This window comes from Arthrobacter sp. P1_H7 (assembly GCF_056405215.1).
On the sequence record NZ_JBFUCO010000021.1, the window covers coordinates 15,125 to 35,512 of the forward strand.

The 20,388-nt window shown below is 68.0% G+C and carries 15 protein-coding genes and 2 pseudogenes; 9 read left to right on the forward strand and 8 right to left on the reverse strand.

Features of this window, described 5'->3' with window-relative positions; genetic code table 11:
* Positions 1-23: 23 nt before the first annotated feature.
* The 3 genes and pseudogenes from AC1DXI_RS18495 to AC1DXI_RS18505 form a co-directional block, all read right to left on the reverse strand.
* Entirely contained in the window at positions 24-3,563 is a 3,540-nt protein-coding gene (locus AC1DXI_RS18495) for an ATP-binding protein (protein ID WP_476939826.1), read from the reverse strand.
* 215 nt (positions 3,564-3,778) lie between these two features.
* Positions 3,779-4,630, reverse strand: a pseudogene (locus AC1DXI_RS18500) (DUF4194 domain-containing protein); the annotation flags it as partial.
* Between the two features lie 2 nt (positions 4,631-4,632).
* Positions 4,633-6,105 carry a DUF3375 family protein gene (locus AC1DXI_RS18505; protein ID WP_476939827.1) on the reverse strand — a complete coding sequence of 491 codons (1,473 nt, stop codon included), beginning with the start codon at positions 6,103-6,105 and terminating at the stop codon, positions 4,633-4,635.
* A gap of 164 nt (positions 6,106-6,269) precedes the next feature.
* Between AC1DXI_RS18505 and AC1DXI_RS18510 the strand changes: the two genes are divergently transcribed.
* The 4 genes from AC1DXI_RS18510 (at position 6,270) to AC1DXI_RS18525 (ending at position 10,220) form a co-directional block, all read left to right on the forward strand.
* Positions 6,270-6,650, forward strand: coding sequence for a PepSY domain-containing protein (locus tag AC1DXI_RS18510; RefSeq protein ID WP_026537886.1), 381 nt, complete (start codon positions 6,270-6,272; stop codon positions 6,648-6,650).
* Between the two features lie 202 nt (positions 6,651-6,852).
* Positions 6,853-7,191, forward strand: coding sequence for a hypothetical protein (locus AC1DXI_RS18515; RefSeq protein ID WP_476939828.1), 339 nt, complete (start codon positions 6,853-6,855; stop codon positions 7,189-7,191).
* A 63-nt stretch (positions 7,192-7,254) separates the two neighbouring features.
* The gene (locus AC1DXI_RS18520; protein ID WP_476939829.1) at positions 7,255-9,306 is read left to right on the forward strand and encodes an acyl-CoA dehydrogenase family protein; all 2,052 of its coding nucleotides are present in this window, start codon (positions 7,255-7,257) and stop codon (positions 9,304-9,306) included.
* Between the two features lie 116 nt (positions 9,307-9,422).
* Positions 9,423-10,220 (forward strand): hypothetical protein, encoded by a 798-nt coding sequence (locus AC1DXI_RS18525; RefSeq protein ID WP_476939830.1) that lies wholly within the window; start codon positions 9,423-9,425, stop codon positions 10,218-10,220.
* Between the two features lie 25 nt (positions 10,221-10,245).
* On the opposite strand, the gene AC1DXI_RS18530 is transcribed toward AC1DXI_RS18525, so the two are convergent.
* Positions 10,246-10,674: a YchJ family protein gene (locus AC1DXI_RS18530; RefSeq protein ID WP_476939848.1), complete on the reverse strand. Its 429-nt coding sequence runs from the start codon at positions 10,672-10,674 to the stop codon at positions 10,246-10,248.
* 290 nt (positions 10,675-10,964) lie between these two features.
* Here AC1DXI_RS18530 and AC1DXI_RS18535 point away from each other — a divergent pair, with 290 nt between their 5' ends.
* From AC1DXI_RS18535 to AC1DXI_RS18550, 4 genes are all read left to right on the forward strand, one after another.
* Positions 10,965-11,600 (forward strand): hypothetical protein, encoded by a 636-nt coding sequence (locus AC1DXI_RS18535; RefSeq protein ID WP_476939831.1) that lies wholly within the window; start codon positions 10,965-10,967, stop codon positions 11,598-11,600.
* Between the two features lie 40 nt (positions 11,601-11,640).
* Positions 11,641-12,645, forward strand: coding sequence for an aldo/keto reductase family protein (locus AC1DXI_RS18540; protein WP_370116438.1), 1,005 nt, complete (start codon positions 11,641-11,643; stop codon positions 12,643-12,645).
* A 4-nt stretch (positions 12,646-12,649) separates the two neighbouring features.
* A complete protein-coding gene (locus AC1DXI_RS18545) occupies positions 12,650-13,504 on the forward strand; it encodes an SDR family oxidoreductase (protein WP_476939832.1) in 855 nt (284 codons plus the stop codon).
* A 147-nt stretch (positions 13,505-13,651) separates the two neighbouring features.
* Positions 13,652-14,770, forward strand: coding sequence for a sulfite oxidase (locus AC1DXI_RS18550; RefSeq protein WP_476939833.1), 1,119 nt, complete (start codon positions 13,652-13,654; stop codon positions 14,768-14,770).
* Positions 14,771-14,818: 48 nt separating this feature from the next.
* Here the strand turns inward: AC1DXI_RS18550 and AC1DXI_RS18555 are convergent.
* The 4 genes and pseudogenes from AC1DXI_RS18555 to AC1DXI_RS18570 all read right to left on the reverse strand — a co-directional run bounded on the left by AC1DXI_RS18555 (position 14,819) and on the right by AC1DXI_RS18570 (position 18,783).
* Positions 14,819-15,282, reverse strand: a pseudogene (locus AC1DXI_RS18555) (ribose-5-phosphate isomerase).
* Positions 15,283-15,296: 14 nt separating this feature from the next.
* Positions 15,297-17,039, reverse strand: coding sequence for a dihydroxyacetone kinase family protein (locus AC1DXI_RS18560; protein ID WP_476939834.1), 1,743 nt, complete (start codon positions 17,037-17,039; stop codon positions 15,297-15,299).
* A 45-nt stretch (positions 17,040-17,084) separates the two neighbouring features.
* A complete protein-coding gene (locus AC1DXI_RS18565; RefSeq protein WP_476939835.1) occupies positions 17,085-17,858 on the reverse strand; it encodes an SDR family NAD(P)-dependent oxidoreductase in 774 nt (257 codons plus the stop codon).
* Positions 17,859-17,958: 100 nt separating this feature from the next.
* Positions 17,959-18,783 (reverse strand): sugar phosphate isomerase/epimerase family protein, encoded by an 825-nt coding sequence (locus AC1DXI_RS18570; protein ID WP_476939836.1) that lies wholly within the window; start codon positions 18,781-18,783, stop codon positions 17,959-17,961.
* Between the two features lie 194 nt (positions 18,784-18,977).
* Between AC1DXI_RS18570 and AC1DXI_RS18575 the strand changes: the two genes are divergently transcribed.
* Positions 18,978-20,315: an MFS transporter gene (locus AC1DXI_RS18575; protein WP_476939837.1), complete on the forward strand. Its 1,338-nt coding sequence runs from the start codon at positions 18,978-18,980 to the stop codon at positions 20,313-20,315.
* The last annotated feature ends 73 nt before the right edge of the window (positions 20,316-20,388 follow it).

Consider the following 20,388-nt stretch of genomic DNA (forward strand, 5'->3'; position numbering starts at 1 on the left):
TGCTCCAAGGGAGAGGGGTGCGGTCAGCGCAGGACGATGTCCACGGGGTTCGCCTCGGAGCGCCAGGCGCCCTCCGTGCCGGGACGCGCGGCAATCACCGGAGCCGTCAGGACGCCGGAACGGTTGGTGCGCTTGTCCCGGAGGATCTCCGTCACCGAGCCGAGGTGCCGGGAGAGGTCGATGACGTTCTCCGGCGCGGCCAGCAGGAGCTGGAAGCCGAACTCATGCAGCGCCTTGATGCCCGCGCCGGCGAATTCCTCCGAGGCGAGGACGAACGCCTCATCCATCATGACCGTGCCGTACGTGGTGAAGCCCTGTTCCGCGATGCCCAGCTGGTAGCTCAGCGCCGCCGCCATGATGAACGCGGTGAAGCGCTGCCGCTCGCCACCGGACATGGAGCCGGTGTCCGCGTGCATGTAGACCTCGGTCTTCTTCGCACCCTTCGCCGCCCCCTTGGGACCGGCGCCCTTGGAACCGGCACCCTGGACTTCGCGGTGTTCCTTGCACTGGATGAACAGGTGGCCGCGGACGTCCAGCACTTCGGCCCGCCAGCGGCGGTCCTCCGGGGTCTGCGAGCCCAGCCGCTTCACGAGCGTTTCGAGCGACTTGTAGCGGCTGGTGAGCTCGGCGTCGTCGTCCCCCTCCGCCCCGGACGCAGCAGTGGACGTAGCAGCGGACGTAGCAGCGACAGTCTTGCCGGGCCGGGTGTGCCGGACCCTGAGCGCGTTGTGGATGGCGTCCTTGAACTGCTTCGCCGTCGCGGGCAGCGTCTGCTTGATGTCGAGTTCCAGGAAGCTGCCCTCGTGGAAGTTGACCTCGGACAGGATCCCGTTCAGCGGCAGGATGCGGCTCGTGATGGCGCGCCGCTCCTCGTCGAGCAGGTGCAGCAGGGTGGAAAAGGATTCGTGCGTCCGCTGGTTGAAGAACTGCCGGAACTCGGCCTCCTGGGCGGGCAGCCCGTCGCTGACAATCGCGTGGTACCGGGATTCGAACTCCCCCGCGGCGCCGATCGAGGTGCCGTGGTCCGCAGAAATCGCCGTGCCCCATTCCCGGACGAAGCCCTCGAAAATGCGGGTGAGGCGCTCCGAGGTGGCCTGCCCGCGGGACTCGGCGACGTGCAGTTCGGCCAGGAGCCGGGTGCGGACCTGGTTGGCGAGGTTGTCGAGCTCGTGCATCTCCAGGACGTCGCCAAAGCCGGTGAAGTACGGTTCCAGCGCGGCGACGCCGGCGTCCGACGGCGGTGTCTGCGCCAGCCGGGTGCGTGCGGCGTCGAGCAGCGCATCAGCGGCGGTCATGCGCGCATCGAGGGCCTTGTACTCGCTCTGCAGCACGGCCGCGGACTCCGTGCTGGACTGGTGCTTGTGCCGCGCGGCTTCGATGCTGGCGCGCAGCGGTTCGAGGTCGGCCTGCGCGGCGAGGGCGTCCTTGAGGCGCTGCTCGATCCGGGCGAGCTCCTCCGCGGCCACGGCGGCCGAGACCTGTTCCCAGGGCCGGTGGTCCTCGGCCACCCGGCGCAGGGCTTCAAGCTGGCGGGTCATGCCCTGGTGTGACTCTTCCCGGCTTTGGGCCAGCTCGGCGGCCTTGGCCAGCTCCTGTTGCAGGTCCTCAACCTGGGCCGCGACCAGTTCGAGCTTGGCGGCGTTGTCGAACCCGAGGACGTAGTCCTGGCGGGACGTGAAGCGGTCATCCTTTTCCACCGTGTGGCGGTTGCGCTTGACCACGCCGCCCAGGCTCAGGCCCTTGTCCAGGCCGGCGAGCTCGTCCGGGTCGTCCACGCACGGGTAGGCGAAGTCGAGGGCAATCCGTTCGCGGAGCCAGGCACTGGCCTGCGCAAGCGCCTGGGCGTGGGGCCCGGCGGGCAGCCCGGCGTCGGTGAGGAAACTGAGCTTGGTCAGCAGATCGCGATCGGCCACGTCCTCGACGGCCAGTGCGCCGCCGGCCAGGGGCCGGGAGACGTCCACGGCGCGCAGCGCCCCGCGCACGGAATGGTCGTTGAGGTACCGGGTGACTGCCGCGAAGTGCTCGCCCGGGACCAGCAGCGTGGTGGCCAGGCTCCGCAGCGCGCGCTCGGCGGCCGGGCGCCACTGTTCCTGGCCCTCGGCCAGGTCGATCAGCTCGCCTCCGAAGGGCATCTGCTCCTCGGGCACGCCCGTGGCAGCGGCAATGGCGCTCCGGTTTTCAATGCTCGACGGCGGCAGCAGCGATTTGCGCGTCTTCAGCGAGACGAGCTCCTGCTGGGCCGCGGCGAGTTCACGCTTCCTGGTGGCGTGGCCGTCAAAGGCCTCGAAGCGCAGTTCCTTGAGCGCCTCGGAATCGTCCTGGAGCTCGGCCGAGCGCGCCGCGGCGTGCTCGTGCGCCTGTTCCCAGCCGGCGGCCGACCACTGGAGTTCCAGCCCGGCGTCGGTCAGCGCCTTGCGGGTCGATGCCTCCACCTCCTGCCGGAGCTTGAGCCCCACCCTTGCGTTCTCCAGGGACTGCTCGATCGCGGAAATCGCGTTGCCGCCCTGGTTGTTGTACTCCCCCTCCAGCTGGCGCAGTTCCTTGGCGAAGCCGTCCCGGACTGCACGTTCGGCGGCCAGGTCAGTCGCCTTAGTGCGGGCCAGTTCCTTCAGCCGCGCCAGGGTCTTCTCATGGACCGTGACCGCGAGCTGCTGCTTGTAGGCCTCGAATTCCTCGCCGGACAGGTCCCGCAGCCGGTTCGCATCCAGCAGCGCCTGCGCGTATTCCTTGTTCAGCCCGGGGACGGGCGCCAGCTGGTCGCGCTGCTGCCGGACGTCCTCGAGGCGCTGCCGGATGGACATGAGGTTGCTGAATTCCTCGACGACGTCGTCCGCTGCGGCCAGCGTGGCAGGGGCATCGAGCACCTGGTCGCGGAAGAAGGTGTTCACGCTGCCGCCGAGACCCTTGCCGGCCTGGATGACGCGCAGCAGCGGAAGGGCCTGATCCGAGTTGATGCCGAGAAGGCGGCGGAAGCGTTCAGCGAAGGCCTTGTGGACGTCGAAGATCTGGGCATCCGGGAAGATCGCGTCCAGCGCTGACTTGGTGAACCTCTTCTCCGCGATGCCCTCGATCGCCCCAAGGTCCAGCGGCTTGTTGTCGATCACGTAGTACCGGCCGACGCTGGATTCCGTGCCGTTCTTGGGCAGATCGAACAGCGCCGAAACCGTCACCCGGGTGCCGGCGGCGTTGTCGAATGTCAGCGCGACGGCGGACCAGGTCGCGCCGGGGCGCTGGAACGCACTCGCCGAGCCCTCGCCCACGGCCTTGTCGCCCACCTTGCCGCGCATGTACGTGAACGTGGTGCGCTTGTCCTCGACAGCGCCCCCGGCCCGCTGTGCCGCAGCTTCGTTGGACCGGGGACGGGCGTCGAAGACCCGAAGCATGGCATCGAACAGCGTGGACTTGCCGACGCCCGAGTTGCCGGTCAGCAGTGTGCCGTTGCGGTCCACGTGCATCGTGTGGGCGCCGTGGAAGGTGCCCCAGTTGACCACCTGGACGAGGGCCAGGCGCATCTGGCCGGGGTTGGTGAGCTCGCCCATGGGGAGCATGGTTGCGATACTCACTTGGTCTCCTCGGCTTCTTCAGTGCGGCTGGGTGACGACGACGGCGATGCCGCCCCCGCCCCTTCGCCGGACAGCATTCGTCCTGCGGACGATGCTGCCGGCTCCGACAGGCCCGATGCCACTCCCGGGGCGGCATCGCCGTCGTCGTCTTCGTTTGTCAGGTCGCCTTGGGCGACCACGGCATCGGCGTCGTCGGTGTCATCGTCACCGACGGCGGCGGCATCGGCGTCGTCGTCCGGATCATCCTCCGAGCCAGAGCCGGCCAGAGGAGTGTCGTCGAGTTCCAGGAGTGGTTCCGTTCCCGACTGGTCTGTGCTGGCCGCGACCAGGGCTTCGATTTGGGCCGGGATGTCTCCGATGTTTTCGAACGGCAGGGCCAGCGGGAGGGCGTTGGAGATGGTGTAGACCTCGTCCAGGCCCGTGGCCAGGAGGAGCTGGCGAGCCAGGAGTTTGGTGATGGCGCGATTGACGACGTCGGCATCTCGCAGGGCGTCCTGCTGGCCGGTGGGCTGGTAGTGGGCGACGAGTTCGGCGATTTCCTCGCGCGTGATCGTCGGGTCCGTCTGGGCGGTGACGTGGCGGTCCAGGAGCAGGCGCAGGCGGAGCAGGACGATCGTCTCGACCCGGCTCAGGGCACGCTGCTGGCGCAGGATGCTGGAACGGGTACTTCCGCCGATCGCCTCGGGGTCCACGGGGCGCAGGACGGCGACCTTGCGTTCGTGGTCCAGCTGCAGAGTGAGGAAGAGTTCGGAGAGGCGGCTGCGCAGGATCAGCTGGTTGTCCAGCAGCGTGGTCCACAGCTTTTCGTCGCGGCCGCCGTCGATGTACGGGCCCTTGAGCAGCTTCACGAGCGCCTGCCGCACTTTCATGGGCAGCACGCCGGTGTCGCCCGGGAAGAGCGCGGCGCCGTCGACGAACGTGTCCCGGGGAGTGACGGTAAAGGGGTCGCTCCGGACGTGGGCGCCATCGCTGTCCGCAGGTGCTGGCGCGGGCTCGGGCGCGGACTGCAGGACCGCCGTCGCGGTCTCTGTCTCTGTCAGGGTCTCGGTCACAGTCTCTTCGGTCATGGTCAATCCTTCGCGAGCGTGACGACGGGCAGGTAGGCGGTGCGGGTGGTGCCGTCGATCTGTTCGAATTCGATGGGGCCCCAGGCCCCGCGGTCGAAGCCGGCGCCTTCGTGGAGGGTCTGCGACAGGAGGGCCCGGATGGAGTTGATGTGGCGTTCCTCCGCCGGCAGTTGCGCCCAGGCCTCGGTGAGGGTTGCGGCCCCCGCGAGCGCGGCGCGGATGGCCTCCGGCTTGGCCTTGGCGGTCCGGGGCGAGCGCGCCCGGTCCGAGTCGGAGAACGCGATGGGGTCGGCCAGTTTGGGCGGCGCCGCGAATTCGTCAGGATCGAAGAGCTTGACCATGGCCAGGGACTCGAAGCCGGCACTGAACAGCACCGGGCCGCGGACCAGGCCGGGCCGTTCGCGCTCGTACGGCAGGGAGCGGATCGCCTGCTCGGCCTCGCGCAGGACCTTGCGGAGCCGGACCGACTGCCGGAAATCGTCACTTTGGACGTAGGTGTTGAGGCTCTCGCTGAGCTTGCCGTAGATCCGCTGGATCTGGCTGTGCTGGCTGCGGAGTTCGGCCACGAGGTTCTTGAGCGTCTCGCGTTCATCGTGGCTGAGCTCGTCCGCGAACTGCCGGCTCAGCACTTCGCCGATCGCCGACCGGAACCTCAGCTGCTGTTGCGGGTCCTCCAGGAACGCGGTGAAGGAGCGGAACGTCCGGCCTTCGGGGCTTTGCCGCAGCCGCTTGTCGGCCTCGAGGACCTGCGCCATGGTGGCGCCCTTGCTGAGCGATTCCTCGATGATCTGGTTGCGCAGCTCCCCCACGAGCTCTTCGATCCGGTCACGCATCTTCTTGTAGTCCGCGGGCAGGCTGGCCGCGAGATCGAGGATGTTGCCGGCAGCCTCCACGGCCTCGTCGTCGTCGAGCAGTCCGTCGAAATCCCCGGAGCTGATGTCTTCCATCAGCTGGCGGCGTTCGTCGATCTCCTCTTCGAGGGATTCAATGCGTGCGCTCTGGTCCGGGTTGGTCTCGTTGGCGAGCTTCTCCACGTCGCCGAGCAGTGTGCCGAGCCGGGAGCCGTTCAGCGTGGACCGCTCGCTGGAGAGGCTGTCCAGGAAAGCCAGGACGCGGGCAGCAGGCTCGGTGACTTCGTAAACGATCTGGCCCGACTGGTTCCGGCGGGTCAGGAAGTTCTTGCGGGTCCATTCGTCCGCGTATTTCTTTCCGGAGAGTGTGCCGTTGACCGAGCCGCTGTGCTGCTCTCCCGTGCCCGGGGCCTGCCGGCGGAGCTGCTCGAGGAAAGCGTCGACGTCGGCATGGAACTGTTCCAGCGGCAGCTGAGCGCGCGTGCGGGTGAAGGAAGCCTGGAGCACGGCGATCACCCATGGCGCCGAGCGCGTCAGCGCCCAGGCAGGTCCCTTGGTGAGGAGCTCAAGGTCCCGGAGCCGGGCGCTGATGGCGTCGGCTGATGACACGGCGGAACGGGACACGCGCTCTCCTTCGGCTGCCAGGGGATGGTTTGGGGTGGCGTTACGGGGCAGCGGATTCGAAAAACTGCCAGCTACAAGGTTAACGCAGGGCCCCGTACGCATTCATCGTTGTCTGCTCCCCCATGTCGGCGCACACTGGAATGACCAGCTGAAAGGAGACGATCATGCGGAAGAGAACGATCTGGATCACGGGGGCGGCCTCTGCAGCGGTAGTGCTGGGGGGAGCGTCAATTGCGGTCGGGGCCACCCAGGCCAGGGATGTCTGGTCCGGAAGTGCGGGCGCCCTCACAGCCAAGATCGGGGACTTTGAGATCGGTGACGATTCCGACGGACCGGCGCTCAGCGACGCCGACCGTGCCATGGCATCAAGTGCCGCGCTGGCGAAGGTAGGCCAGGGCAGCGTCACCGAAGTGGAGCGGGATGACGATTCCGGTGCGGCCTACGAGGTCGAGGTGCGCCTCAACGACGGGTCCCAGGTCGAAGTCGCCCTCGGCGCGGACTTCCAGGTCATGAGCCAGAGCGCCCCTGAATACGACGAAGACTGACGCAGGGCAGCATCCCGGCACTGACAAGGGGGCGACACCCGCGATTGGTGAGGGTGCCGCAACTCCGCCGTGACCTACGCCCCGGTAGCATTTCGATCCCGTATCAAGAGGCCACGAACGTCCAAAGGACCCTAGTTCAGCACACCCCGGCACCCTACGCTCGGGCTACTGGTTCAACCGGAGCAATGGTGCAGGGGGAAGAATGCAGTTCGACCTAAGCGCAGTGGAAACCGGCACGATGGTGGTCATTGGAACCCTCGTGTTTGCCGTGATGATCGGCGCCTTCATGATGGTGTCCGCGTTCGCGGCCATGGTTTTGGTCGGCGTGGGCCGGCTCGCCTGGTACCTAGTGGCCGGCGCGGTGGTGGGCCTGGTCCACGGCATCAACCACGGTTGGGACCGGCTGGTCCACCACGCCTCAACGGTGGAGTTGCCGGCCGATTTCCAGGTCGACTTCGGCACGGACTTCCGGGCCGAATATCCGGGCCAGTCTTCCCCTAGCACAGGCACTTACCCGCGAGTAGTATTGCGGGACAGCTGAAGGGTCCTCCACCCGCGGCGGATCCAGGGCTCAAGCCGGTCACCCGGTTAGAGGAGATGCCCAGTGAGCTCCGCCATCGAAGACCCCGCCACCGCGTCAGGTATTCCAGCATCAGGTACTCCAACACCGGGTACTCCAACACCAGATACTCCGAGCCCGTCGGCCGCCGGGGCGCCTGAGCACGTCGGTCCCGACGCGACGGCCGCCGATGCCCGTGCCATTGCCGAGGCCGCCCGCGAAACCAGTTGGAGCCAGCCCAGCTTCGCGAAGGGCCTCTACCTGGGCAGCTTCGATTTGTCCCTGATTCACCCGTGGCCCGAGGCCCCCGCCGACGACGTCGAACGCGGCGAGGCGTTCATGGCCCGGCTTGCCGACTACTGCCGCACGATGTCCGGACGCACCATCGAACGTGACGACCGGATCCCGGACGACTATCTCAAGGGGCTCGCCGAGCTCGGTGCGTTCGGAATGAAAATTCCCCGCGAATACGGCGGACTGGGCCTCACGCTCGTCTACTACGGCCGCGCACTGGCCCTGCTTGGCTCGGTGCACCCAAGCCTCGGCGCCCTGCTCTCCGCGCACCAGTCGATCGGTGTACCGGAGCCCGTCAAGGTCTTTGGCACTCCGGCCCAGAAGCGTGAATACCTGCCCCGCTGCGCCGCCGGCGCCATCACCGCTTTCCTGCTCACCGAGCCCGACGTCGGCAGCGACCCCGCCCGGATGGGCAGCACGGCCGTCCTCTCCGACGACGGCGAGTCGTACCTCCTGGACGGCGTCAAGCTGTGGACCACCAACGGTGTTATCGCCGAACTCGTCGTGGTCATGGCCCTGGTGCCGCCCCACACCGATGCGGACGGGACCGCCCACAAAGGCGGCATCAGCGCGTTCGTGGTCGAAATGGACAGCCCCGGCATTACCGTGGAAAACCGCAACACCTTCATGGGGCTCCGCGGGATCGAAAACGGCGTCACCCGCTTCCACCAGGTGAGGGTCCCCGCGGCCAACCGGCTGGGCCGGGAAGGGCAGGGCCTGAAAATCGCCCTCACCACGCTGAACACCGGCCGGCTCTCAATCCCTGCGCTGTGCGTCGCCACGGGCCGGTGGAGCCTGAAGATCGCCCGCGAATGGTCCGAGGCCCGCACGCAGTGGGGCCGGCCGATCGGCCAGCATGAGGCCGTGGGCAAGAAGATCGCCTTCATCGCGGCCAGCGCCTTCGCCCTGGACGCCGTGTTTGAACTCTCCGCGGAAATGGCCGACGCCGGGCAGAAGGACATCCGGATCGAGGCGGCCCTGGCCAAGCTGTGGTCCACGGAGATCAGCTGCCTCATCGCGGACGAACTCGTGCAAATCCGCGGTGGCCGGGGCTTTGAAACGGCCGACTCACTCGAGGCCCGCGGCGAGCGCGCCGTCGCCGCGGAACAGCAGCTCCGCGACATGAGGATCAACCGGATCTTCGAGGGGTCCTCGGAAATCATGAGGTTGCTGATCGCCCGCGAAGCCGTGGACGCGCACCTGGCGGCCGCGGGAGACCTCGCCTCGGAGGACGCCCGCCTCTCCGACAAGGCGAAGGCCGCCGTCGGCGCCTCCGGCTTCTACGCGAAGTGGCTGCCCAAACTCGTGGCGGGCGCCGGCATGGACCCGCGGTCCTACAGCGACTTCGGCCGGCTCGCGAAACAGCTGCGGTACGTGGAGCGCTCCTCCCGGCGCCTGGCGCGGCAGACCTTCTACGGAATGGGCCGCTGGCAGGCCAAACTTGAGCACAAGCAGGCGTTCCTGGGCCGGATCGTGGACATCGGTGCCGAGCTGTTTGCCATGGCAGCCTGCTGTTCGCGCGCCGAGATGCTGCTGCGGACTCAGCCCGAACGCGGCGCCTCCGCGTACGAACTCGCCGAGGCGTACTGCGAACAGGCCCGTGTTCGCGTCGATGAATATTTCGACCGGCTGTGGCGGAACACCGACGACGCAGACCACGCCCTGGCCCGCAAGACACTTGCCGGCGACTACGCCTGGCTGGAGGCCGGGATCCTGGACCAGTCCGAAGGAACCGGTCCGTGGATCGCGGACGCCAGCCGGCGGGCCTCCGTCCGGGAGGACCTGCACCGCAAGTACCGCTGACGGGCCGCCGCCACGGATAGTAAGCATCCTTGCTAACCGGTTTCTGCCGTGGTTAGGTTGACGCCAGACCGGCACCTCCAGGGTGCCCGGTCATTCAGCGAAAGTGAGCAGCCCTCATGAGCAGCACCGCAGGCCCCGACGACAAGACAACACGCCCCGCCACGCAGGAAGCCGCCACGACCCGCCCGGTGACGGCAGTCCGCCACGACGGGCCCGTCAGCGACGCGCCGGTCCGCGACGCTGTTCCCGACACTGTCGTGGAAGAGATCCCCACGCGCGAGACCGTCGTGGCCCGCGAGAAGGAACAGTTCGGCGGCATCAAGGTCGGCTCGGCATTCTTCGGCTGGCTGGCGGCGACGGGTACGGCCGTGCTGCTCACGGCACTGGTCGCTGCCGGAGGCACCGCCGTCGGACTGGCTACCAACACTGACGTGAACGACGCCGTAGACCAGGCCTCCAACAACCAGACCGTCGGGCTGACCGGCATCATCGTGCTGCTCGGGATCCTCCTGGTCTCCTATTACTGCGGCGGGTATGTCGCCGGGCGGATGGCCCGCTTCAACGGCGCCCGGCAGGGCTTCATGGTCTGGATCTGGGCCCTGATCGCCGCGATCGTCGTCGCCGCGCTGGGCTTGGTCGCCGGGCAGCGCTTCAACATCCTGGCCAACCTGAACAGCTTCCCGCGCATCCCGATCAACGAGGGCGAGTTGAACACCCTGAGCATCATCGCGGCGATTGTCGTGGCCGCGGTGGCTTTGGTGGGCGCAGTGCTGGGCGGCCTCGCGGGCATGCGCTTCCACCGCAAGGTGGACCGGGCCGGCTTCAGCCCGGCGGCAACGGTGGAGAACCACCCCGTTGGGGACTACTCAGCCACGGACAACTCGGCCGGGGACACATCAGCCGGGCGCCGCTAGCCCGACGGCGCCAGCTCCGGAGGCGTCAGCCGGCCACGACGCCGGACTCGTAGCCGGACAGGTAATACCAGCGCCGGTCCACCCGCACAAAGCGGCTGGTTTCGCGGTGCTGGCCGCGTTCACCCTCGTGCCGGTAGTGCGCCGCGAATTCCACCACGCCTTCGCTGTCCAGCGGGCCGCCGCGGCTGGTGGAGAGGATGTCCAGGCGCCGCCACTGCAAGCCGGAATCAAACTCCAGTTCCGCGGGGCGCGTGTCCGGATGCCAGGTTCGGAGCAAGTAGCCCGCGTCCCGGACCACGAAGGCGCTGTACCGGGAGCGCATGAGCTGCTCCGCCGTCGGCGCCTCGGCGTCCCCGCGATGGAACCGGCCGCAGCAGTGCACATACGCCTCGCCCGACAGGCACGGGCAGTTCCCCTCATACGGCGCGGAATATGCCGCTTCCGGAATACTCACCGACCGGTCCGTGCCAGATGCTCCGGCGGGCTCGGAATCGGCTGCTGCGGCGTGCGTCACACGGTGTCCTTCCTGCGGGCCGGACGACGCCGGCGGGGCTGTCTCTGACTATAGACGCCCGGCCGGGAAGGCCCGCGCCCCGCCCGCGGATAACGGCTTTGACACATCTTCGCCACGACTGCCGTGGGCGGCACGGGGCCAGCGAAAAGTACGTATTGTTAAGGGGGCTCCTGCCCGCCACGTGCTTGCGGCAGGGACCACGCTGAAGCAGGCCGGCAAGGAGAGGTGACATGGAAGATCCAACGACCATTGCGCTGAACCTGACTTTTTTCGGGACCCTCGGCGTGGCGTTCTTGATGTTCCTCGGCCTCTTCCTGGTTTTCGCCGCCACCCTCGTGCTCGCAGGGGTCGGCCGGCTGGCGGCAGTCGTTGTCCTGGCCGTCGCCGGGCTCTTCCGCCGCAGCCCCTTACTACGGGAACACGGGGTTGGGGACGATGCGGCACGGGAGAATGCGGCACAGGAGCCGACGCGGCACCAGCCGGCCAAGGCCGCGAAGACCGCGCGCCCCGCCCGGAACACAGGCAAAAAAGAACCGGCGCTGTCCCCGGAGTGGGCGGCCGCCGTGGCCCGGGCAGATGCCCGCGCCGCCGCGAGGGCCAGAGCCGAGGCCGGCCCGGCCGTCCGGGTCACCGTCCGGGACCTGCCCAACCCCCTGGCACCGGCACAGGACATCAAGGAAGTCTCTGCCCTCGTGCAGTCGGCCACGGACACCAATGGAACGCCTGGCACCGTCCCCCGGGCATTCAAAAAACCGCCCATGCCCGCAGCGAAGTCCCTGCTGGACACCGGATCGCTCGTGTCGCTGCGCGGAACCCTGCCGCCTGGGAAGGCCAAACAACCGGTCCAGGAGCGCAAGGCCGGCTGAGCCCTTACCCCGGGCAGGCAAGTCCGCTACGTTGGAACCCATGGAATTCAGATACCTCGGGAACAGCGGCTTCAAGATTTCAGAAATCACGTTTGGCAACTGGCTGACCCATGGCTCCCAGGTGGAGAACGACGTCGCCACGCAGTGCGTCCGGGCTGCGCTCGACGCCGGTATCAGCACCTTCGACACGGCCGACGTGTATGCCAACACCGTGGCGGAGACGGTCCTCGGAGCTGCTTTGAAGGACGAGCGCCGCGAGTCGCTGGAAATCTTCACGAAGGTCTTCGGCCCCACCGGGCCCAAAGGCCACAACGATCTTGGGCTGTCCCGCAAGCACATCATGGAATCCATCAACGGCTCCCTCACGCGGCTGCAGACCGACTACGTGGACCTCTACCAGGCCCACCGCTACGACTACGAGACGCCGCTGGAAGAGACCATGCAGGCTTTCGCAGACATCGTGCGGCAGGGCAAGGCCCTGTACATCGGGGTCAGCGAGTGGACGGCCAACCAGATCCGCGACGGCCATGCCCTCGCCAAGGAGCTGGGCTTCCAGCTGATCTCCAACCAGCCGCAGTACTCCATGCTGTGGAGGGTGATCGAGGCCGAGGTGATTCCGGCGTCGGAAGAACTGGGCCTGTCCCAGATCGTCTGGTCCCCGATTGCCCAGGGCGTGCTGAGCGGCAAGTACCATCCCGGCAAGCCTGCCCCCGAGGGCAGCCGCGCCACGGACTCCAAGGGCGGCTCGCGGATGATCGAGCGCTGGATGTCCGACGAGGTCCTCACCGGCGTCCAGCAGCTCAAGCCGATCGCGGAGGAGGCCGGGCTGACCATGGCGCAGCTCAGCATCGCCTGGGTGCTGCAGAACAAAAACGTGGCCTCGGCGATCATGGGCGCGTCCCGGCCGGAGCAGATCGAGAAAAACGTCGCGGCAGCGGGTGTGAAGCTGGACGCGGTGATCATGGACAAGATCGACGCCGTCATCGGTTCGCTGGCCGAACGCGACCCCGCGCAGACCAAGTCGCCCGCCTCCCGCGAGGCCTAGGCCCATGCCCAACGCTCCCGAGCTTGCCGTCACCGGGTCCACCGGCCAACTGGGCGGCCTGGTGGCCAGGCTGCTGGCCCAGGCCGGCAGCCTGCAACGGCTCCTGGTGCGGGACGCGGCCCGGGCACCTGAGCTCGAAGGCGCCGTCCCTTTCGTGACCACCTACGCCGAACCGGAGCGGGCGAAGGCGGCGCTGGCCGGGGCGAAAACGTTGTTCATGGTCTCCGCAGCCGAGGCCGAGGACCGGCTGCAGCAGCACTACGCCTTCATCGATGCGGCGGCCGCAGCGGGCGTCCAGCACATTGTGTACACCTCGTTCTTCGGCGCGGCGCCGGTCTCCACGTTCACGCTGGGCCGGGACCACTTTGCGACGGAGGAGCGCATCAAGGCCTCCGGCATGGACTACACGTTCCTGCGGGACAATTTCTACCTGGACTTCCTGCCGCTGCTGGCCGGCGAGGACGGCGTGATCCGCGGCCCGGCCGGGGACGGCGTGATGGCGGCCGTGGCGCGGGCGGACGTTGCCCGCTCGGCTGTCACCGTGCTGCGGGACCCGTCCCTGCACGTGGGACGGACCTATGACCTGACCGGCCCGGAGGACATCTCGCTGGCCCGCGGCGCCGAACTCCTGACCGCCGGAACCGGCCGGGCCATCACCTTCCACAACGAGACCGTGGCGGAGGCCTACGCGTCCCGCGCCTCCTACGGCGCCCCGCCATGGCAGGTGGACGCCTGGGTGAGCACCTACACGGCCATCGCCGCCGGTGAACTCGCCGGTCCGACGTCGGCGGTGCATGAGCTGACGGGCCGCGAACCCCTGAGCCTCGAGCAGTTCCTGGCCGAGGCGCACACGCTGTAGCCCCGGGTCGGAAGAGACCGGACGGTGTTGACGGTTTCCGGGCTGCGGCGTAGACCTGAAACCAGGTGACACCTATAAAACCGGGCTGGTTCTTCACAAGTCCGGGCTGGTCCTTCGGGAGAATCGCGGCGTGCCATGCCAAAGCAAATGTCCAGACACTCTTCTGTCCTGAGGAGTCCGCGCCGGCAGGCCGGACAACGGGCGCATCCCGGCGAACCGAGCCACGGCCCGCTGACGGCGGAGGAGCTCCAGCTCGCCGTGCGGAACCATTCCATGCCGCTCGAGGCCCTGCGGAGCGACACCACACCGCCCGGACTGCACTACGTGCTCACCCACTTCGACATCCCGTTCATCGACGCCGAACACTGGCATCTGTGGATCGGCGGCGCCGTGCAGCGGTCCTTCGAACTGAGCCTGCGGGCTTTGCTCCGGGCACCGAGCATCACCCTCCCGGTCACCCTGGAGTGCGCCGGCAACGGCCGGTCCCTCCTGCGGCCCCGTCCGCTGAGCCAGCCGTGGGTGCTCGAGGGAGTGGGGACCGCCGTGTGGACCGGTGTCCCGCTCGCCTACCTGCTGACGCGGGCCGGGGTAGAGGACGACGCCGTGGAGGTGCTCTTCACCGGGGCCGACGCCGGCAGCCAGGGCGGCGTCGCCCAGCAGTACGCGCGCAGCCTGCCGATCGAGGAGGCCCTGCGGCCCGACGTCGTGCTCGCCTACCGGATGAACGGCGCAGACCTGCCGCCGCAGCACGGCTATCCGCTCCGGCTTGTGGTGCCCGGCTGGTACGGCATGGCGAGCGTAAAGTGGCTGACCTCGATCAAGGTTCTGACTAAGCCCTATGACGGTTTCCAGCAGGCGGTGGCGTACCGCTACCAGCACGATGCCGAGGATCCCGGCACCCCGGTCAACTGGATCAAGGTCCGCTCGCTCATGGTTCCCCCGGGCGTCCCGGATTTCTTCACCCGGAGCCGGATCCTGCCCCCGGGACCGGTGATGCTGACCGGCCGGGCGTGGTCCGGGCAGGGCGCCGTGCAGCGAGTCGAGGTCGGGATCGACGGAAAGTGGGCCCCGGCCCATTTGGAGCACCCCGCCGCGCCGTTCGCTTGGTGCGCATGGTCGATGCCGTGGGTGGCCGATCCCGGCGAACACGAGCTCTCCTGCCGTGCCACCGATGCCACCGGCGCCGAACAGCCGCTGGAGCCGGCATGGAACTACCAGGGCATGGGCAACAACGTGGTGCAGCGGATCAAGGTCAGCGTGGCGTAGGGGCCTGGAGCCCGGGCCCGTGCCTGGCCGGGCGGCCTGGGGCAGGTCTCAGCATCCCTCGTAGCCGGTGAGCACCTTGACCTTGTCCGCCGAGGCGGACGACGGATCGAAGGTGTAGCCGATCCACTCCCGCGCCAGCCGCCGTGCCAGTTCCAGCCCCACCCGCGCTGGCCCATCGTGAGGACCTGGCAGTTGTTGGAGAGCACGGAGCGCTCCACGCTGAAGGAGTCATGGGCGGTCGCGGCCCGGATGCCGTCCACCTTGTTGGCGGCGATGGCGACCCCGATCCCGGTGCCGCAGAACAGGATGGCCCGGTCCGCCTGCCCGTCCCGGATCAATTCGCCCGCGGCGATGCCCACGTACGGGTACGGCTTGGCGAACGCCTCCGGGGCGTCACCCAGGTTGACGCCGATGTCGACGACCTCGGCCACCCGCGGGTCCGTCCGGAGGTCCGCCAGGATCTGGTCCTTGTAATCCACTCCGGCCTCGTCCGCACCCACAATGAGCCGGATCCCTGCCGCCGGGCTCACGGGCGTGCCCCTGCAGCCTGCCGCACACCGGCAAGGTGCGGACCGAACACCGTGAACACCATTGCCAGGGACGTGGCTCCGGGGTCGGGTGTGCCCACGCTCTTTTCCGCCAGGGGCCGCGCCCGGCCCTTCAGCGGGCGCAGGGCCGCGGTGGCCTGCGCCGCGGAGGCAGCCTCCCGCGCAGCTTCCGCCCAGCCGGCATCCGCCCCCGCCCCTTCGCTGGTGAGCCGGCTGAAGGTCTCGGCAAACGGGACCAGCGCGTCCACCATGGTCTTGTCGCCGACCTCGGCCTTGCCGAGCTCGGCGATCCGGGCGGCAAAGGCAACCACCGCTGCCGCAAGTTCGGCTGCACTGGGTGCGTGGTCGTTGCCGAGGGCCTCGCCAAAGGCCCGCAGGCCGGCGCCCCACAGCACCCCGGAGGTGCCGCCGGCGTTGTCCGCCCACGCATCGCCGGCGGCGGCCAGAGCGGCACCGGCACCGGCACCGCGGGACGCAGCGTCTGCGGCGGCGGCACTGGCCGCATCAATCCCGCGCACCATGCCCCGCCCGTGGTCTCCGTCGCCGGCGATGGCATCGAGGTCGCCAAGGAACTTCTCGGAGTCGTGGATGGCTTCGCGGGCTGCCGCCAGGGCGGCAACGCACTGCTGTGCATAGTCGCGTGAAGCTTCTGCCGCGGCAAAGACCTCCGGCTCCTCCGTGTCCTCGGCCGGGGCCGACTCGTCCGCCTCGCCGCCGGGGAGCGCGGCATTCCCGCGCCGGTAGGCGGGGGTCTCTGCGGGAGCTGTCCAGAGCGGCTCGAGTTCGTCATCGAGCCACGTCACGGTCAGGGACACACCGGCCATATCCAGGCTTGTAACCAGTTCGCCGACTTCCGGCATCACCAGTGTGTAGCCGGCGGCGCGAAGCAGGGTTGCGACGCTGAGCCAGAGGACGAAGAGTTCTTCGTGCTTAGTGGAACCGAGCCCATTGAGAATGACGGCGATGCGGTCTCCCGCACCATGCGGCGTCTCAGCCAGCAGCCGGGACACGAACTCCTGTCCCAGCTCCTTCGCGGGCGGCAGATCCGTATCAAACAGGCCGGGTTCGCCGTGAATGCCCAGGCCGAGGCCCATCTGCCGGTCCTCGAGGGTGAACAGCGGCGCCTCGGCGCCGGGGAAGGTGCAGCCGTGGAAGGCACTGCCGATGGTGCGGGTCAGGTCGTTGGCCTTCCGGCCCAGGCGCACCACCTCGGCCAGGTCGGCGCCGGCTTCGGCGGCCGCGCCCATGATCTTGAAGACCGTGAAATCACCAGCAATGCCGCGGCGCTTTTCCGACTCCGACGGCGGCGCGCTGGCGACGTCGTCGGTCACCAGGACGTTCTCCACTTCGATCCCCTCGGCGGCGAGCCGTTCGCTGGCCATACCGAAGTTCATGACGTCGCCCGCGTAGTTGCCATAGGTGAAGACCACCCCGGCACCGGAATCCGCTGCCTTGGCCACGGAGTACGCCTGCTGGGCCGACGGCGAGGTGAAGATATTCCCGACGACGGCGCCGTCGGCCAGTCCGGTGCCGATCAGCCCGGCGAAGGCCGGGTAGTGCCCCGAGCCGCCGCCGGCCAGCACGGCCACCTTCGGTTGGCGGGGCCGGTGCCGCCGGACGGCGCCGCCGGGAACCTGGCGCACCAGGTTCGCATGGACGTCGCAGAAGCCGGCGAGGGCTTCCTCGGCGAAATCGGACGGGTTGTTAAATATTCTGGTCATCGTGGGCTCTTTCAGCTGCTCGCGGTCTTCTCAACGGCGGGACGGCTAGTGGATGTGGCTTCCGCCGTTGATATCGATGGTGGTGCCGGTGAGGTAGGCGGATTCCTCGGAGGACAGGAACGTGATGACGGCCGCGATTTCCTCGGTACTGGCGTTGCGCCCCAGCGGAATGCCGGCGTTGATGGCCGCTTCCTGCTCTTCGGTGCTGCCCACCCGGATGTTCGTGTCCACGGCGCCGGGGGTGATGGCGTTGACGGTCACGCCGGTGCTGCCTATTTCGCGGGCCAGGGCCTTGGTGAAGCCCAGGATGGCGGCCTTGGCTGCGGAGTACGGGACCTTGCCGAAGACGCCGCCGCCGCGCTGGGCGGAAACCGAGGACATGTTCACGATCCGGCCCCAGCCGCTGGCGATCATGTCCGGCAGGAAGGCGCGGGTGACAAGGTAGGTTCCCGTCGCGTTCACGGCCATGACCTTGTTCCAGAGTTCCAGGGTGGTCTCGAGGAACGGCACCGGGGAGGTGATGCCGGCGATATTGGCCAGGGCCCCGACGGCGGGAAGGCTGCCGGAGCGGACTTCGGCGGCCACGGCGTTGTACGCGGCTGTCACGGAGTCCTCGCTGGCGACGTCGATCTCAAAGCCAAACGCGGGAACGATGAACTCGTTGCCGATCTCCGCTGCGACCTTGGCAGACTTCTCGCCGTCGAGGTCCAGGATCACCACGGCCCAGCCCTGGCTGGCGTAGCGGCGTGCAGTGGTGATGCCGATGCCTCGGTCCGAGGTTGCCCCGGTGAGGACGGCGGTGCGCTGGATGGTATTCATGATGCTCCTTGGATTGGTGTTGCGTCTCGTTGCTTGAATCGATTGCTCCAGCAGCGCCGTTTTGGCGGTCCAAAAGGGCCGTTTCGGAGCAATCGATGGTTCAGATGAGGTCTGTGATGAAGCTCGCGGCCTTGGCGGCCGCCGCGGGGCGCTCCCCGTGGGTGACGTCCCGGGTCTCCAGCTCCAGGGAGAAGTGGCCGGTGTAGCCGTCAGCCGCGAGGGCCTCCAGGCCGGCGGCGAAATCGGCCTGGCCGTTGCCGATGCTGAGGTTGATGTTCCCCGGCACTGCATCGCGCAAGTGGACGTGTGCGATCCGGCCCTGATGGCGCTTGAGGTAGTCCAACGGATCCTCGCCGGCGGCCACGATGTGGCTGAAGTCCATGACGATCCCGACCCCGGAACCGGCCAGCCGCCCGGCCAGCTGTTCCGCGCGCTCAAGGTTCCAGCAGAACCTCAGGAAGTGCAGGGACTCGGTCCAGAGCTCGACGCCGAACACGTCGACCCGCCGCTTGGCGGCGGTGAGTTGCGCGGCAATGGTGTCCAGGTCCTCGTCGAGGCTGCGGACCGGGTCGTGGCCGAGGGCGCCGCAGGGCAGGACCAGCGCCTTGGCGCCCGTGCCGGCTGCCAGGGCGAGCAGCGCGTCAAGGTGCCGGTTCCGTGCTGACTGTGCGTCGGCGTCGAGCAAGGCGTTCAGGTCCCCGATGTCCCCGTTAACCGACCGGACCCGCAGCCCGGAGGCAACCACCTCGGCTGTGACGGCGGCGACGGCATCGGCGTCGAGGTCGTAGGGAACGTGGTCGCACACTCCGGGCAGGGCACCGAGATCAATTTCCTCGAAGCCGAGGCCCTCTATGGTGCGCAGGGCCTCTGGCAGGCCCTGGTGGCGGAAGCTGATGGACGAGCAGCCGAGTCGGGAATTGAACATCGTCGTTGATCCTCTGGTCGCGCCCGGAGGCGGTGGTGATATGGACCACACTACAAAATTCGACTGTCAACAGTCAACCTTTGAAGTTGACTGTTGACATTACCTTATGGCGCGGGTCACACTGGCGTATCATCTGTTAACAGTCGACAGTGTCGGTGCGGAAGCGTCGGCAGCTCTCTTCGAAAGGGATTGACATGAGCAACGAAGCTCTGACCATGCGGGGCCCGGTGCACGGCACCAGGGAAGCGAAACGGGTCGCGATCGGCTCCAGCGTCGGCGCGGTCATCGAAACCTATGACTTCATCGGCTTCGGCACGGCGGCTGCCCTGTACTTCGGTACGGCCTTCTTCCCCACCGGCGATCCCGTGACCGGAACCCTGGCTGCCTTCGCCACCCTGGGTGTCGGATTCGCGGCCCGCCCGATCGGCGGCATCATCGGCGGGCACCTCGGGGACAAAGTCGGCCGCAAGCCGGTCCTGGTGGCCTCCCTCATCCTCATGGGCATCGCCACTTTCGTCATCGGCCTGCTCCCCACCTACACCCAGGTGGGTCTGTTGGCTCCGGCTCTGCTGGTGTTCGTCCGCATCGTCCAGGGCCTGGCCTTCGGCGCGGAGTGGGGCGGCGCCATCCTTATGAGCTACGAACACGCACCCTGGAAGTCGAAGGGAAAGTACACCGGCATGGTTCAGGCCGGCTTCCCGGTCGGGCTGCTGCTGGCCAACCTCGTGTTCCTCTTCAGCGTCCAGCTCGGCGGCGAACTCGCCTGGCGCATTCCTTTCCTCGCCAGCATCGTGCTGGTCGTCGTCGGACTGATCATCCGTTCCAAGGTCCCCGAGTCCCCGGTCTTCGACGAGGTCAAGGACAGCGGCGACATCGTGAAGTCGCCCATTAAGGAGGTCCTGAAGACCGACTGGCGCAATATCGTCAAGGGCATCGGCCTGCGCATCGCCGAGACCGCCGGGTACGCCGTGTCCATCACTTACATGATTTCCTACCTGAACAGCCAGCACCTGGCCGACAAGTCCCAGACGCTCGTGGCCTTGTGCATCGCCTCCGCGATCGGCATCTTCGCCACCCAGGCCTGGGCACGGCTGACGGACAGGATCGGCCGGCGCCCGCTCTACATCTTGTCCTGCGCCTTCGCGGTGGCCTTCGCGGTGCCGATGTTCCTGCTGGTCAATACGGGGCTGTTCATCTTCATCATCGCCACCCTGGTGATCTCCTACGCCGTGTGCCAGAACTCGCTCGCCGGAGCCCAGGGCGCTTGGTTCCCGGAGCTCTTCCAGGCCAAGACCCGTGCATCCGGCGCCTCGCTGGCCTACCAGATCTCGGCTATGGTCTCCGGCTTCACCCCGTTCATCACCACATTGCTCTTCGTCAGCTTCGGCTGGATGGGACCGGCACTGCTCTTCGGCACCTACGCCGCCATCGGCCTGTGGGCCGCCGTCGCCACCCGTGAAACCTGGGGCAAGCGCGAACGTGAACTCGCTACCGAGGCCACCAAAAGCACCCCCACCCACGTGAGCGCGTAGAAACGCACCGCCCCGGAAGCCGTCGAAGGCATCCCGCAGCAGCTCGTCACGTCATATTTGAAAGGCAGAATTG

What these genes read in the sequence shown, in the direction of transcription:
- AC1DXI_RS18510 (WP_026537886.1), top strand. Translation starts at nt 6,270, where the DNA reads ATGCGGAAGAGAACGATCTGGATCACGGGGGCGGCCTCTGCAGCGGTA.
- AC1DXI_RS18515 (WP_476939828.1), top strand. Translation starts at nt 6,853, where the DNA reads ATGCAGTTCGACCTAAGCGCAGTGGAAACCGGCACGATGGTGGTCATT.
- AC1DXI_RS18525 (WP_476939830.1), top strand. Translation starts at nt 9,423, where the DNA reads ATGAGCAGCACCGCAGGCCCCGACGACAAGACAACACGCCCCGCCACG.
- AC1DXI_RS18535 (WP_476939831.1), top strand. Translation starts at nt 10,965, where the DNA reads ATGGAAGATCCAACGACCATTGCGCTGAACCTGACTTTTTTCGGGACC.
- AC1DXI_RS18540 (WP_370116438.1), top strand. Translation starts at nt 11,641, where the DNA reads ATGGAATTCAGATACCTCGGGAACAGCGGCTTCAAGATTTCAGAAATC.
- AC1DXI_RS18545 (WP_476939832.1), top strand. Translation starts at nt 12,650, where the DNA reads ATGCCCAACGCTCCCGAGCTTGCCGTCACCGGGTCCACCGGCCAACTG.
- AC1DXI_RS18550 (WP_476939833.1), top strand. Translation starts at nt 13,652, where the DNA reads ATGTCCAGACACTCTTCTGTCCTGAGGAGTCCGCGCCGGCAGGCCGGA.
- AC1DXI_RS18560 (WP_476939834.1), bottom strand. Translation starts at nt 17,039, where the DNA reads ATGACCAGAATATTTAACAACCCGTCCGATTTCGCCGAGGAAGCCCTC.
- AC1DXI_RS18565 (WP_476939835.1), bottom strand. Translation starts at nt 17,858, where the DNA reads ATGAATACCATCCAGCGCACCGCCGTCCTCACCGGGGCAACCTCGGAC.
- AC1DXI_RS18570 (WP_476939836.1), bottom strand. Translation starts at nt 18,783, where the DNA reads ATGTTCAATTCCCGACTCGGCTGCTCGTCCATCAGCTTCCGCCACCAG.
- AC1DXI_RS18575 (WP_476939837.1), top strand. Translation starts at nt 18,978, where the DNA reads ATGAGCAACGAAGCTCTGACCATGCGGGGCCCGGTGCACGGCACCAGG.